The following is a 13,482-nucleotide window of genomic DNA, read 5'->3' on the forward strand; positions in this document are numbered from 1 at the left end:
CCGACGGGCCCGCCCTTCACTGAGTCAGTTCGGCTGGATGACCGGGTGCGATCCGGTGTTGTGCAGGGCCTCGGCCAGGAGCGGCCCGACCTGCATGGTGAACTGGCCGATCTCGTAGCCGAGGACCTCGCGGTCGCACTCGGCGACGGCCAGGACCGTCAGGCAGATCTGGGGGCCCACCGGCGAGGACACCAGGATGCCCTCGGCCATCTCGACGACGACCTGCTGCGTCGGTCCCTGGGCCATGGCACGGGCCGTGCCCTCGCCCATCGACAGCAGACCGGACCCTATGCCGGCCAACTGGTCGGCGCGGTCGCGCGGCAGTCCGGTCGACACCGCCAGGGGCAGTCCGTCGACACTGACCAGCACGGCGTGGGACAGTCCGGGCGTGCGGGCCACCAGGGAGCCCAGCAGCATGGACAGGGATCGTTCGTATACTCCGAGATCGGCGGTCATCTACTGGGCCATCCTTGCGGAAGTCGTGGCATTGGCGGAATTCTGGTCCCCCGAGCGCGCCCGGCCCCAGCCGCGGAAATAGCCGGACGTGTTGTGCGCCAGAAGCTCCGGGTCGCGGTCGGCCGCCTCGACGGGCACTGGATCGCCGGCCAGGACGGCGCCGGGCAGCAGGTTGGCCTGCGGCTCGCGCTTCGGCAGCCCCGACGACGTCGTGTCGGCCTGGCGGGGCGTCTCGGTCAGCTCCGCGACCGTCCGCCACTCCTCGTCGGAGGGCATGGTCCACTCCTGGGTCTCGTCGTCCTCGTCGGGACGCTGGAACCAGGCGGTCCGGGTCTGGCTGAAGATCATGAGCCCGTCGTCGGCGCCGTCTTCGACGAAGGGCAGGTTCGCCGCGGACAGGACGTCCTCCGACCCGGAGGGCGCGCTCTCGACCGACGGGGACGGCTTCGGTCCCGACCGCTTCCGGCCCGCGGGGGCGCCCTCGGCGGCCTCCGGCCGACGGTTCTCGGCGGGTTCGGGGCCCGGGCGCTCCAGGATCGGCATCTCGCCGGACCGCTCGCCCTCGGCCGGGTCCACCGACGGATAGGGCTCGCGGCCCCCGTCTCCGGACCGGCGGCGGAAGGACCTCGACCGGGCGCGGCCCGGACGCAGGGCGACGGTCGCCGTGCCCTCTTCACCGCCCGGCGCGGGCGACGACTCCTCGTCGGCGGCCTCGGACGGCTCGGGCTCCGCCGGCGGCTGTTCCGCCCGCTCCTGCCCGGCCGCGTCGTGCTCGGGCTCCGGGACCGGCTCGGCGGGAAGGGAGTCCGTCGCCTGCTCCGCGAGCGCCTCGTTCTGCTCGATGACGGGCATGACGCCCGTGGCGGGGTCGAGCGAGCGCAGCTCGGAGCGCGGCGGGAGGTCGTTGGGGATGGGGATGTTCGGGCGCGCCTCGGGCTTCTCGGTGGACTTGGTGTTCTTCCGCTGTCCGTTGACGCGCCGGGTCTGGAGGAGCGCGGTGAGGCCCTCGATGGAGCGGTCCCAGACGGCGACGGCCTCGGCGGTGGCGGAGATGGACGGCGCGACGGTCGAGTCGTCGCCCCCGCCGATCTCCTTGATGGCCTGGGTGAGCGCCCCGGCCAGGGCGGCGACGTGGGTGGGGTCGGCGATGGTGGCCAGGTCGGTGGCGAGGTCGCCGGTGGAGATGGTCTTGAGGGCGCCGGGCTGCGGCATGCGGGTCAGTATGGCGACGGCGCCGGGGTCGCCCGGGTCGTCCCAGGCGGCGAGCGCGGCGGGGAAGACGGCGCGCAGGAGGCTGGTGAGGGTGTCGATGGCGGAGCGGCGGGCGTGGACGGCCTCGGCGAGGGTGGTCAGGAGGGGGCGGAGGGCGGCGGTGGTCGTCTCGTGGTTGTCTCCGGCGAGGGTGATCTCGCCGGTGGCGAGGGACCGGGCCAGGGCGATGGCGTGGTCGATCTCGTCTCCGCTGCCGTAGGGCGTGTCGCCGTAGACGACGTGGTGCCCGCCGGTGTGCGCGAGGTCGGCGGTGAGGCTGTCGGGGTCGGAGGTGACCATGGGGAATCCGGTGTGCGGGTGGGCCAGGTCCAGGAAGCGCGCGTAGCCTCGTATGTCGTCGTGGAAGGAGTCCGATGCCAGCAGGGTCCCGCTCGCGTTGACCAGCGCTACCGCGCAGACGGGTTCGTCGCCCTCCCGCGTGGCGGTGGCTATGCCGCAAAAGACTTGCACGTCTGATGCCCCTTCCGTGTTCGTTCGTGGCGCGCTCGGGCTGTCTTCAAGGATCGCCTATGAACGTCGCCGATGCCACCGTCCGAACGGTCTGATTGTGCGCACGGCGGCCTTCCCCACGTCTTTGACTTTAGAACATCACTTCGAAGGGTATGCGGACACATAGTCCGGTACACAGAAAAAGCTCATTCCGGAGGGGCCGGACCGCTTTCGGTGGCGGCCCGGCCTTCTCCTAGAACGTCTCGGGGGGCGTGTACCGGCCCCAGACGTCGGCCAGCGCTCCGCTCACCTCGCCGACGGTCGCCTTGGCCGCCAGGGCCTTCTTCATCGGGTAGAGGATGTTGCCGGTGCCCCGGGCCGCGTCCTTCAGCTCGGCGAGGCGTTTCGCGGCCTCCTCCTCGTCGCGGCCGGCGCGCGTCGCCCGGACGGACTCTTTCTGGGAGGCCTCCTGCTCCGGGTCGACCCGCAGCGGGCTGTAGGGCTCCTCGCCGTCCATGGCGTACTTGTTGACGCCGACGATGACCTGTTCGCCGCGGTCGATCCGCTGCGCCGCGGCGTAGGCGGTCTTCTCGATCTCGGTCTTCTGGAAGCCGGCCTCGATGGCCTTGACGGCCGAGCCGTGGGCGAAGACCGCCTCGATGAGCTGTTCGGCCTGCTCCTCGATCTCGTCGGTGAGCGTCTCCACGACGTAGGATCCGGCGAACGGGTCGACGGTGTCGGTCAGGTCGGTCTCGGAGGCGATGACCTGCTGGGTGCGCAGGGCCAGGCGGGCGCTCTTGTCGGTGGGCAGCGCGATGGCCTCGTCGAAGCTGTTGGTGTGCAGCGACTGCGTGCCGCCCATGACCGCGGCCAGCGCCTGGATGGTGACGCGGCTGAGGTTGACCTCGGGCTGCTGGGCGGTGAGTTCGACTCCGGCGGTCTGGGTGTGGAAGCGCAGGCGCTGGCTCTTGGGGTTGTCGGTGCCGAAGCGCTCCTTCATGACCTTGGCCCACAGGCGCCTGGCGGCGCGGAACTTGGCGACCTCGGTCAGCAGGGTCGAGCGGGCGACGAAGAAGAAGGACAGGCGCGGCGCGATCGTGTCGACGTCGAGGCCGGCCTCCAGGGCGGCGTTGACGTACTCGATCCCGTTGGCCAGGGTGAAGCCCAGTTCCTGTCCGGCGTCGGCGCCGGCCTCGGCCATGTGGTAGCCGGAGATGGAGATCGTGTTCCACTGCGGCATCTGGTCGGCGCAGTAGGCGAAGGTGTCGGAGATGAGGCGCAGGGACGGCTCGGGCGGGAAGATGTAGGTGCCCCGCGCGATGTACTCCTTGAGCACGTCGTTCTGGATGGTGCCCTTCAGCTTGTCGCCGCTGACGCCCTGTTCCTCCGCGACCAGTTGGTAGAGCAGGAGGAGCACCGAGGCGGGCGCGTTGATCGTCATCGACGTCGAGACCTGGTCGAGGGGGATGTCGCGGAAGAGGATCCGCATGTCGTCCAGCGAGTCGATGGCGACGCCGACCTTGCCCACCTCCCCCGAGGCGATCGCCGCGTCCGAGTCGTAACCCATCTGGGTGGGAAGGTCGAACGCGACGGAGAGTCCGGTGGAGCCGTTGGCGAGCAGTTCTCGGTAGCGAGTGTTGGACTCGACGGCGGTCGCGAAGCCGGCGTACTGCCTCATCGTCCACGGCTTTTGCGTGTACATGGTAGGGTAGGCCCCGCGCGTGAACGGGTAGGAGCCGGGCTTCCCCAGCTCGGGCTCCCGCTTATAAGATTCATAGAGCGGTTCGATCGGAACCCCTGTACGACTTTGTACGTCTCGGTCCATGGCCTTGATCTTATAGACACGGAATCGTACAGTGACAGTGGCGGCTGCCCCCGGCGGTTAGAAACCACATCGTAGGGTGATGTGGTGAGGAGATATAGGAACCATGTCGTACTTTGACGACCCGAACGAACCCGGGCCCAGGGATCGCCAGCACGGTTCGGGCGCGTTCGGGAGCCGTTTCCAGACCGCCTCGTGGAACCAGACGTCACGCAGCGTGACACCGGATTCCTCCAACGCCTACCCGCGACAGGACGGGCCCGCCGGACTGGGCGCGCCCTCGGCGGGGCCTCCCGACGCTCGGCCCTACGACCCCCGCTTCACCGACTCGGCCCCGGACCAGGGTTTCGGCGGTTTCGAGGCGGCCCGCCCGGGCGGTTTCGGCCCGGCGCAGTCCCAGCCCGGCGACATGATCGGCGGGCGCTACCGCCTCGACCAGATGATCGGCCGCGGCGGCAACGGCTCCGTGTGGCGCGGTCTCGACACGACCCTGCAGCGCGACGTGGCCATCAAGGCCGTCACGCTGCCGGCGGAGATCCCCGCCGAGGAACGGCAGCAGCTGATCGAGCGCTCCATGCGCGAAGCCCAGATCACCGCGGGCATCTCGCACCCCTCCGTCATCCGCGTCTTCGACGTCGTCCAGCACGAGGACGTCCCGTGGATCGTCATGGAGCTCCTGCAGGCCCGCTCGCTGGCCGAGATCCTCGAGTCAGACGGGCCGCTCCCGCTCCGCGTGAGCTCCAAGATCGGCCTCGCCCTGACCGGTGCCCTCCAGGCCGCCCACGAGGCGGGCATCATCCACCGCGACATCAAGCCCGGCAACGTGCTCATCACCGCGGACGGACGGTGCATCCTCACCGACTTCGGCGCCGCGCAGCAGCACTCGGTGTCCGGCGGCACCGCCCCGGGCAAGGTGCTGGGCTCGGCGCACTACATCGCCCCCGAACGCGCCGTCGGCGGACGGGCCGAGCCGGCCTCGGACGTCTTCTCCCTGGGCGTCACCCTCTACGCCGCGTGCGAGGGCCGACCGCCCTTCCACCGCGGGGACGTCATCTCGACAATGCGCGCGGTGGTCAACGACCCGCCGGAGAGCCCTCTGAACGCCGGCGAGCTCACTCCGCTGCTGGGGTCGATGCTCAAGAAGGACCCGCAGGCGCGGTGCACCCTCAACGAGGCGCGGCACGAGCTCTCCTCGCTCCTGTCCGGGCCGCTCGCCAACGGCGCGACCGGACTGATCAAGACCGGCGCCCACACCGCCGCCCACGGCGTGGAAGAGCCGCCCCCTCCCCCGCCCGCGGGTGACGCCGGCTCCCACCGCACCCGCGACGACGACTTCGACGACGAGCCCCGGAAGAGCCGGAAGGGCCTCGTCTTCGCGCTGGTCCTGATCCTCGTTCTCGCCGGCGGCGGGTACTTCGGCTACAAGCTCCTCACGGGAGGAGAGGGCGGCGGCGAGCCGACCGACCCCCCGTCCGACGAACAGGCCGAGAGCGACGAGCCGACCGACGACGAGGGCGGCGAGGACTCGGAGGACGAGAGCGAGCCGCTGGCCACCGAGACCTTCTCCGGCGAGGGCTACAGCGCCGACTACCCCAACATCTGGCAACAGGGCCAGGACGGCACGTACTACAACTCCTTCGTCAACCCCGCCAACGCCGACCACTGGATCCGCTTCTACAACAACTCCCTCGGCCACGAGGGCCAGACCGCCCAGGACTACCTTGTCGGAGTCATGCAGGCCCAGGGCGGCGAAGAGGTCCGCTCCGAGGCCGCCCAGGTCGCCGGCATGGACGGGTACCTCGTCGAGTTCACCAACACCGGCGAGGACGGGGTCGAGTACCGCAACCTCTTCGCACTGGCCGTCGACGCCGACGGACTGTCCTGGGGCGTCTACGTGTCCGGGTCGACCGAGTACGACGACGTCTCCGCGCAGGCCTTCGAGCAGGGCCTCGAGTCCTATGAGCGGACCGGCTGAGGGACCGCGCACCGAACGCGGAGAGGGGGACCGGAGCGATCGCTCCGGTCCCCCTCTCGCCGTTGACGGTCAGACGCCGGCGGTCAGTCGTTCAGGTTCTCCCTGGCCTTGTCCCGCGCTTCGGGCGAGCGGAACTGGCTCATGATCCCGTTGATGTCCAGGTCGGGCAGCATCTGCTCGACCGTCTGGGTCATCTTCTCCCCGAAGGTCGCCTGAGCATCGTGGATCGTCTGCAGAATCAACGGGGCCAGATTGCCCTTCAGCCGAGTGGCGTCAGGCGCGAGTTCCAGACCCGACAAGCGTCCTTCGCCGTCCAATTCCACCGTGACCATCCCGTTGTCACTGGTGATGCTGACGTCGGCATCGCCGAGGCTGCTCTGGAACTCCTCGAACTTGGACAGAGTCTCCTCGGCCTGGCGCTGCATCTTGTCGAGCTTGGCCAGCATCTCCTCGGGGTTGTAGTTCTTTCCACGCTCGAACACGGTCAGGCCTCCTCGGTGAATACGGCGGCGATCTCGTCCTGAAGCTCGTCGTCCACGCGCTGCTGCGCCTCCTGGAGAAGCGCCAGGATCCTAGGGCCGAGCTCGGCGCCGGACATTCCGTAGGCGCGGTGGTTCAACTCCAGTTCCTTGACGCCGCCGCCCGGAGCGGCCACCACGCGGATGGAATGGTCGTCACTGGTCAGTTCTACGGTCTTGGTCTGTGCCAATTCCTGCGCGCGCAAGGCCATGCGATTGATATCGCTGTTGCGGTCGGTCATGTTGCGTCAGTCCTCGAGTCGGTTCAGGATTCGGGAGCCTTTGAGCTCGGTTCCAGGAAGAGCCTGGTCAGGGAGAGGTGTTCGGAGACTTCAGCTTCCGCGTACGTGTCCACCGAGTATCTCTCGGCGATGTGGTTCCTCATCCGGACGGTGAAGAAGAGGCCGTTGGCATGGAACCAGTCCGTCTCGAACAGCCGGTGGTCGCCCGACCGCCGCGCGGACTCGGCGAGTTCGCGAGCATAAGTCTCATCTTCACTGTATACGCTCGGCCCACGGAGTATCTTGGGGGCTTCCCCCAGTATCATCCGGGCCGCCGCCTTCAACACGGACTGGTCCGGCCCCTCCTCCGCGTTTTCGTCGAACCGGCCGGGAACGGCATGGTATCGGCGCCATTCCTGGTTCCAGGGGTTGACATGGCGCGACGTGATGTCGCGGTCGTCCAACAGGAAGTGCCGGAACGCCCCGGGGAGCCCCTGCGGCACACGGGAGAAGCGAAGGAAGACCGAGTCGTCACCGGTCTGCACGTTCACGCGCTGAATCGTGGTGCCCTTATAGGTGAACTGCGGCCACCCAGTCCCCTTCTTCGTCCGCACACCCCAGTCGCGGAACATCGTGAGGACGGAGCCGATGGGCGGATCGCCCTCGGTGGATTTAAGTTTGACCTTCGCCGGCGGCGCCCCGCCGTGTCGGACGACGAAGTCGGTCCAGGTCTTGCTCTTCGAACGTCGGTTTTTTCTCAGGTCGGGGAGGGTACCGTCGGCGAGGTCCCCGACGACGTCCAGGACCTTGTGCGCCTTGTCTTGAATCGTGCGCGGTCTGCTCAGCATTCGCGTCCTATCCGAGTTTCAGAGTCGGAAGGGTCATGTCCGGCACGTCGTTGGAGCCCGCCTCTCCTCCCCAGTCGGCCAGGTCCTCGTCGACCACCGGCCGGATGTGCTCGGAGATCGGCTTGAAAGCGACGCCGGGCAGGCCCCGCATCCACAGGTCCGGGTCCGCCTCTTCCGAGTAGCCGATGGCCTTGTCGGTGTAGTCCATCGCCTCGCGGAGCTTTTTGGCCGCCCCTTCGAGAACTTCCGGATCGACGCTGAATCCTGACATGCGTTTTCTCTCTTCGTCTCGTGTCCAATCGAATCGGTAGTTCCGGACGCGCCACAAGGGATTCCGGGCCCCCTTACGCCAGGGTAGAGTGCCTGGTCCATCTCCGAAGTCGCGACCTGGGCTAACGCTCCGTAACAACTTCCTATGCGGCACAATTCATCTTATGAGCCAAATCCTGAACCTCCTGCGCGACCGAGGCGTCGACGCCGTCACCGACCCCGACATCCTCGCGGCCCACTCTCGCGACCAGACGCCCCTGGCCGAGGCGGGCCGACCCCTCGCCCTCGTCCGCGCCTCCTCCACCGCCGAAGTCTCCACCGTCCTGCGCTCGGCCCACGAGGCGGGCACCCCGGTCGTCACCCAGGGAGCGCGCACCAGCCTCTGCGGCGGCGCCACCGCCACCGACGGATGCCTGCTACTGAACCTCTCCCGCATGAACCGGATCCTCTCCCTCGACCCCGTCAACCGCCTGGCCGTCTGCGAGCCCGGTGTCGTCAATGCCGACATCTCGCGCGCCGCCGAACCCCACGGCCTGCGCTACGCGCCCGACCCCGGCTCGTGGCAGGAGTCCACCATCGGCGGCAACATCGCCACCGCCGCCGGCGGGATGTGCTGCGTGAAGTACGGCGTGACCGCCGAATACGTCCGCGCGCTCGAGGTCGCCCTCGCCGACGGGCGCGTCATGCGCTGCGGCACCGAGACCGTCAAGGGCGTCGCCGGCTACGACCTCGTCCGCCTCTTCACCGGCTCCGAGGGAACCCTCGGCGTCATCACCCAGGCGACGGTGCGACTCAGCCCCGTTCCCGCCCAACGGCTCACGCTGGCCGCCGTCTTCCCGTCCATCGCGGCCGCCGGAGACGCCGTAGCGGCCATCATGTCCTCCGGCCTGCAGCCCAGCCTCATGGAGCTGATCGACCAGGTCCACCTGCGCGCCATCGAGGACATGCGCCCCTCCGGACTGCCCACCGACGCCGCCGCGCTCCTGCTCATCGGCGCCGACTCCGACCCCGACGCCGAACTGGCCCGGGCCGAAGAACTCTGCGCCGCGGCAGGGGCGAGCGAGGTCTACCGGGCCACCGACGCCGCCGAGGCCGACGCGCTCCTGGAATCCCGGCGGATGGCGCTGCCCGCCATCGAGAGGAAGGGCGGCATCCTCGTCGACGACATCGCCGTCCCGAGATCCCGGCTGGCCGAGGCGCTGGCCGGGGTGGAGGAGGTCGCGGCCCGCCATGACGTGGTGATCGGCGTCGTCGCGCACGCCGGCGACGGCAACCTCCACCCCAACATCGTCGTCGGCGACGACCGCATAGAGCGGGGGCGCGCGGCCTTCGACGAGATCCTGGACCTGGCCCTGTCGCTGGGCGGCACGGTCACCGGGGAGCACGGCGTGGGGGTCCTCAAGCGCGAGTGGATGGAGCGCGAGGTGGACGAGGCGAACCTGGACGTCCAGAAGGCCATCAAGAAGGCCCTCGACCCGAAGGGAATCCTCAACCCCGGCAAGGTCCTCGCCTGAGCCCGGCCCCTTGTACGGCCGCCGGGGACCATATCGACGGACTTCGGCGGCCCGCTTCCGGGGCCGCGTTCACACACGATCGCCTCCTGCCGACCCGGCACCTCGGCCCGTTTCCCAGGGGCCTCGCCGCCTCTCGAACAGGGTCCGTGCCCTGGAGCGGTTCTCTTACTTCTCGTCGGCGATGACCGCGACACCGTCCAGAATCAGGTCGAGCCCGAAGAGGAACTCCGCGTCCTCCCCCGCCGGCTCGAAAACGGGCTCGGCCATCAGCCCGGCCGCCTCGGGGTAGCGTTCCGGGTCCACCAGCTCGAACAGGGCGGCCTGCCATTCCCGCTCCGCTTCCACCTGCTCCGTTCCCGCGCTTCGTTCGGAGGCCATCTCGGCGCTCATCTGCCGGGAGGAGCGGGCATACGTGCTGACCACGGTCACGATTCCGAGCTTCTCGCTCACCCCCAGGCCGGTGCCCCGCAGAGCGGACAGTGCCGCGTCCAGCCAGTCGATCGCGTTCGGGCCCCGGGGCGGGCCGGAGACCGGCAGGTCCATCAGCCACGGGTGCTCCGCCATCACCTCTGCCTGGGCGAACGCCCAGTTCTTCAGCTCTTCGCGCCATCCGGCGTCACCGCGTTCGGGAGCGGGCCCGAAGGCGTGGTCCTGCATATGGACGAGCAGCTCGTCCTTCGACCCGACATAGCGGTACAGGGACATCTTGGTGACGCCCAGGTCGGCGGCGACGCGGGGCAGGGTCACCGCGTCCATTCCCTCGGCGTCGGCCAGGGCCACCGCCGCGCTCACGACGGTGCAGGTGTCGAGCTTGGCCGGTCGGCCCTTCTTCGACTCCGCCGGGATTCTCCACAGCCGGGCCAGTTCTTCCGGCACCCTGCGCTCCATCCGCCCCTCCGATCCTCGCCGCCACTCGGACTCGCAGGCACAGTATGACACAGATATTACTATCCTTTGGATAGTTTCTCTGATATAGTAATTAGCGATACCACTTCACCGGGAGAACACCATGCAGACGACAGAAGCCCCGGTCCGGGGCACGACCAGCCGACCTACGGAGAGAGCCCTCGCCCCTGACCTGGCGCGCGGAGGAATGCTCCTCTTCATCGCCATGGCCCACGGCACGGGAACGGCCCTCTCGGCCACCCCCGGACTCGAACCCGAGCCGACCGGAGTAGAGGGCCCGGTCAACATGTTCCTGCTCTCCTTCGTGCACGCCCGATCCTTCCCCCTCTTCGCGCTCATGTTCGGGTACGGCATCGTCCAACTGGCCCGGCGCCAGGAGCGGGCCGGCGTCGACCGGCGGGGAGCCCGAGCGATCCTCCTGCGCCGCAGTGCCGCCCTCCTCGCCCTCGGGGCGCTGCACGGAACCCTCCTCCTCTCCGGGGACATCCTCGGCGCCTACGGAATCCTGGGACTGGTCTTCACCCTGACACTGCTGAACCGGTCGGACAGGGTGCACCGCCTCGCGCCCTGGTACCTGGCACTGGCGGGCGCGGTTATCGCCGCCTACGCGTTCTTCACGCTGAGCGCGTGGGGCCCCGGCGATTCCGGCGTGCCGTTCCGCGCCGACCCGGCCCCCAAGCCGGAGACCTACGGCGAGTTTGTCGGGGAGAACGTCGCGCACTGGCCGGTCCAGACGCTCATGTTCCTGTCGCTGATCTTCATGGTCTGGATCGGTGCGTGGGCCGCCCGCCACCGGATCCTGGAGAACCCGGCTCCGCACAAGCGCCGTCTCCAGACCGTCGCCGCCGGAGGCCTGGCCGTCAGCGTCCTCGGCGCCCTTCCCATGTCCCTCCTCTCCGCGGGCCTCGCGACGACCAACAAGGAGGCCGCCTCCTGGGCACGCATGCTGTACGAGACCACGGGCACCTTCGGCGGGCTGGCCTATGCCGCGATATTCGCACTTCTGGCCCTGCGCATCGGGCAGAGGCGCGGGCCCGTGGTGAACGCCGTGGCCGCGCTCGGGCAGCGTTCCCTCAGCGGATACCTGTTCCAGTCCTTCGCCTGGCTGGCGCTGACCATGCCGTTCGCCATCGACCTCGCCGAGCGGTCGGACTCGCCCCTCCTGGTTGGGCTCGTCTGCGGCATCGGAGTGTGGCTGGTGACCTTGACCGGAGCGGAACTCCTGCGGCGCAAACGGCTACGCGGGCCGGCCGAAGCCCTGCTCCGCCGAGTGACCTACGGGAGGGCGAGACTCTGACGGAAACATCGGAGAGGAATCCGCGCGGTCTCGGCCCCATGGGGCCGAGACCGCGTGCGACGGCCCTCAGCGCCGTTTCGCCATCACCGCGCCGGGTGACGAACCCGTCTCCCCCTTTCCCTTCGGGCTCTCCGCCAGACCGCTTGCGCGAATATTCTATGGTTGTGTGCGGAACCGACCCATTCCCCGATCAGGAGATCGCGCCATGACCGGATTCAACGCCGACCCCGAAAAGCTCGATGCCGCCGCGGCGAAACTGCGGGAGGCGATCGATTACACCGAGAGCGCTTCCCAGTACTCCGAGGAGGCCGACCCCGACTGGTGGATGTGGGGCCTTCCCGGTCTGATGTTCGCGGGCCCGTATTTCCTCGCCGCCGAAGGCTGGCGCACGCTCATGGAAGAAGTCGGGCAGGGCATCGAAGGACTGGCAGGCCGACTGGACGGCACGTCCGGGAACTACACCGATATCGACTCCATCGTCGGAGAGAAGTTCGCCGGCCTGCTCGTCGAAGCCGAAGGCTCCGTCGACAAATTCACCTCATCGAACCAGAAGAAAGACCCTTATGGACCGGGATCAGACTACTGACAGCCAGATGATCGACTTCCAGAACTCCGAGAACCTCCCGCAGCAAGGGGGGTTCGGAGAGGACTGGCAGGGCGACAACGTCCACGCGGACGATGGCGCGCTGTACGTACTCGACCAGCAGGGATTTACGCCCAACCGCCCCGGGGGCTTCGTCAACTCCGCCCTGATGAACTACACCAAGGGCTTCGTCAACGACAAGTTCGACGCCGGCTCTCTCATCAAGGGCGACGAGAACGGCTGGCTCAGAAACAAGGCCGGCGACTCCGTCAATAACTATTTCCAGAAGGGCGAGGAGTTCTACAACGCGTCCAACCAGTTGCGGGACCAAGCTCGCTCGGGCCGGTACACGGCCGACTTCAAGCTCGACTGGGACGGCATCAAGAACACCTACGGAAAAATCAAGACCGATGTGATCGACGCGGACCAGCAGAGCAACGGGGCGCTCAAGAAGTGGGGGCTCAAGAACCTCGGTTTCGATCCGCTCCAGTTCCTCGTCGGCACCCTGGTGGACTTCCTCATCTCGACCTTCCAGCCGCTCGAGGACGTCCTCGGAGTAGTCACCGGCAATGAGAGTCGGATGAAGACGTCCGCCGAGATGTGGAAGCAGGCCGGCGACGCCATGGACCCGATCGCGGACCACATACAGAGCATCGTGGACGCCGAACTCTCCGACTGGGACGGTCAAGCCGCCGAGAACGCGCGTGCCAGAGTCCTGGAGATGAGCCTCCTCGTCTCCGGAATGGGATACCTCACAGCCGTTCTCAATGGGATTCTCAGCATGGCCGCCACAGTCGCTAAGGCGATTCGCGGCTACGTGGAAGACCTCATCGCCCAGGGCGTCTCCTGGGTCATCAAGTCGATCCTCCCCTCGGTCGCCTCTGCCATCGCGACATTCGGAGCCACGACCCCCGCCATCGTCGCCATGGTCGTCGTGAAGATCGCCGCACTGGTCTTCGACGCCATCCAGGCGGTGCAGGAGGCGATCCGAATCTTCCAGAAGTTCATGGACCTCATCCAGATGGTCCAGGAGTTGATGCAGATTTTCGGGCCCTATATCGCAGAGATGATCAACATCCCCGACATGTCCCTGGGAATCACCAAACTCTAGGTCGCCCTTCTATCGCATCGCGGTAGGCCCGGTGCCAGGTGCGGGACCGGCGAGGCGGGGAGCGGAGCGCGCAGAAGCAGGGAGAACCCGAAGGGCCGGGGCGCCGGAACGGACCGATCGTACGGCGCCGCCTTCGGCGGCCGGCGGTCCTCACCTGACACCTCCCGGGCCGACGCTCCTCGATACCGCCGGAGGTCCCGGCTAGGGCCAGGACTCGGGAACCGCTCCCGAGAGTGTCCGCAAGCGACTACTTATATGGC

The 13,482-nt window shown here is 68.2% G+C and carries 13 protein-coding genes; 5 read left to right on the forward strand and 8 right to left on the reverse strand.

Features of this window, described 5'->3' with window-relative positions:
* Window positions 1-24: 24 nt before the first annotated feature.
* The 3 genes from ACFTE1_RS18165 to ACFTE1_RS18175 form a co-directional block, all read right to left on the reverse strand.
* Window positions 25-456, reverse strand: a complete 432-nt coding sequence (locus ACFTE1_RS18165; protein WP_380623775.1) for a roadblock/LC7 domain-containing protein — start codon at window positions 454-456, stop codon at window positions 25-27.
* Window positions 457-2,178 carry a hypothetical protein gene (locus tag ACFTE1_RS18170; protein WP_380623773.1) on the reverse strand — a complete coding sequence of 574 codons (1,722 nt, stop codon included), beginning with the start codon at window positions 2,176-2,178 and terminating at the stop codon, window positions 457-459.
* 232 nt (window positions 2,179-2,410) lie between these two features.
* Window positions 2,411-3,982 (reverse strand): acyl-CoA mutase large subunit family protein, encoded by a 1,572-nt coding sequence (locus ACFTE1_RS18175; protein ID WP_380623771.1) that lies wholly within the window; start codon window positions 3,980-3,982, stop codon window positions 2,411-2,413.
* A 103-nt stretch (window positions 3,983-4,085) separates the two neighbouring features.
* Here ACFTE1_RS18175 and ACFTE1_RS18180 point away from each other — a divergent pair, with 103 nt between their 5' ends.
* Entirely contained in the window at window positions 4,086-5,954 is a 1,869-nt protein-coding gene (locus ACFTE1_RS18180; protein ID WP_380623769.1) for a serine/threonine-protein kinase, read from the forward strand.
* Between the two features lie 83 nt (window positions 5,955-6,037).
* Here ACFTE1_RS18180 and ACFTE1_RS18185 read toward each other — a convergent pair whose 3' ends face one another.
* The 4 genes from ACFTE1_RS18185 to ACFTE1_RS18200 are packed head-to-tail and all read right to left on the reverse strand — an operon-like array spanning window position 6,038 to window position 7,812.
* A complete protein-coding gene (locus ACFTE1_RS18185; RefSeq protein ID WP_380623767.1) occupies window positions 6,038-6,436 on the reverse strand; it encodes a YbaB/EbfC family nucleoid-associated protein in 399 nt (132 codons plus the stop codon).
* 2 nt (window positions 6,437-6,438) lie between these two features.
* On the reverse strand, window positions 6,439-6,714 hold the full coding sequence (locus tag ACFTE1_RS18190) for a YbaB/EbfC family nucleoid-associated protein (protein WP_380623765.1): 276 nt from the start codon (window positions 6,712-6,714) through the stop codon (window positions 6,439-6,441).
* Between the two features lie 23 nt (window positions 6,715-6,737).
* On the reverse strand, window positions 6,738-7,541 hold the full coding sequence (locus ACFTE1_RS18195; RefSeq protein ID WP_380623763.1) for a hypothetical protein: 804 nt from the start codon (window positions 7,539-7,541) through the stop codon (window positions 6,738-6,740).
* Between the two features lie 7 nt (window positions 7,542-7,548).
* Window positions 7,549-7,812, reverse strand: a complete 264-nt coding sequence (locus ACFTE1_RS18200) for a hypothetical protein (RefSeq protein WP_380623761.1) — start codon at window positions 7,810-7,812, stop codon at window positions 7,549-7,551.
* Window positions 7,813-7,975: 163 nt separating this feature from the next.
* On the opposite strand from ACFTE1_RS18200, the gene ACFTE1_RS18205 reads away from it, so the two are divergent.
* Window positions 7,976-9,325, forward strand: coding sequence for an FAD-binding oxidoreductase (locus ACFTE1_RS18205; RefSeq protein ID WP_380623759.1), 1,350 nt, complete (start codon window positions 7,976-7,978; stop codon window positions 9,323-9,325).
* Window positions 9,326-9,490: 165 nt separating this feature from the next.
* Here ACFTE1_RS18205 and ACFTE1_RS18210 read toward each other — a convergent pair whose 3' ends face one another.
* Window positions 9,491-10,201, reverse strand: coding sequence for a TetR/AcrR family transcriptional regulator (locus ACFTE1_RS18210; protein WP_380623757.1), 711 nt, complete (start codon window positions 10,199-10,201; stop codon window positions 9,491-9,493).
* Window positions 10,202-10,334: 133 nt separating this feature from the next.
* On the opposite strand from ACFTE1_RS18210, the gene ACFTE1_RS18215 reads away from it, so the two are divergent.
* The 3 genes from ACFTE1_RS18215 (at window position 10,335) to ACFTE1_RS18225 (ending at window position 13,222) form a co-directional block, all read left to right on the forward strand.
* A complete protein-coding gene (locus ACFTE1_RS18215) occupies window positions 10,335-11,528 on the forward strand; it encodes a DUF418 domain-containing protein (protein ID WP_380623754.1) in 1,194 nt (397 codons plus the stop codon).
* Window positions 11,529-11,733: 205 nt separating this feature from the next.
* Window positions 11,734-12,114 (forward strand): hypothetical protein, encoded by a 381-nt coding sequence (locus ACFTE1_RS18220; RefSeq protein ID WP_380623752.1) that lies wholly within the window; start codon window positions 11,734-11,736, stop codon window positions 12,112-12,114.
* Window positions 12,092-13,222 carry a hypothetical protein gene (locus tag ACFTE1_RS18225; protein WP_380623750.1) on the forward strand — a complete coding sequence of 377 codons (1,131 nt, stop codon included), beginning with the start codon at window positions 12,092-12,094 and terminating at the stop codon, window positions 13,220-13,222. The genes ACFTE1_RS18220 and ACFTE1_RS18225 overlap by 23 nt, the downstream gene beginning before the upstream one ends.
* The last annotated feature ends 260 nt before the right edge of the window (window positions 13,223-13,482 follow it).

Source organism: Salininema proteolyticum, from assembly GCF_042685645.1.
Lineage (GTDB): Bacteria > Actinomycetota > Actinomycetes > Mycobacteriales > Micromonosporaceae > Salininema > Salininema proteolyticum.

Excerpts from the sequence above, each read along its gene's own strand:
- ACFTE1_RS18165 (WP_380623775.1), bottom strand. The coding sequence starts at position 456 with ATGACCGCCGATCTCGGAGTATACGAACGATCCCTGTCCATGCTGCTG.
- ACFTE1_RS18175 (WP_380623771.1), bottom strand. The coding sequence starts at position 3,982 with ATGGACCGAGACGTACAAAGTCGTACAGGGGTTCCGATCGAACCGCTC.
- ACFTE1_RS18180 (WP_380623769.1), top strand. The coding sequence starts at position 4,086 with ATGTCGTACTTTGACGACCCGAACGAACCCGGGCCCAGGGATCGCCAG.
- ACFTE1_RS18190 (WP_380623765.1), bottom strand. The coding sequence starts at position 6,714 with ATGACCGACCGCAACAGCGATATCAATCGCATGGCCTTGCGCGCGCAG.
- ACFTE1_RS18195 (WP_380623763.1), bottom strand. The coding sequence starts at position 7,541 with ATGCTGAGCAGACCGCGCACGATTCAAGACAAGGCGCACAAGGTCCTG.
- ACFTE1_RS18200 (WP_380623761.1), bottom strand. The coding sequence starts at position 7,812 with ATGTCAGGATTCAGCGTCGATCCGGAAGTTCTCGAAGGGGCGGCCAAA.
- ACFTE1_RS18205 (WP_380623759.1), top strand. The coding sequence starts at position 7,976 with ATGAGCCAAATCCTGAACCTCCTGCGCGACCGAGGCGTCGACGCCGTC.
- ACFTE1_RS18215 (WP_380623754.1), top strand. The coding sequence starts at position 10,335 with ATGCAGACGACAGAAGCCCCGGTCCGGGGCACGACCAGCCGACCTACG.
- ACFTE1_RS18220 (WP_380623752.1), top strand. The coding sequence starts at position 11,734 with ATGACCGGATTCAACGCCGACCCCGAAAAGCTCGATGCCGCCGCGGCG.
- ACFTE1_RS18225 (WP_380623750.1), top strand. The coding sequence starts at position 12,092 with ATGGACCGGGATCAGACTACTGACAGCCAGATGATCGACTTCCAGAAC.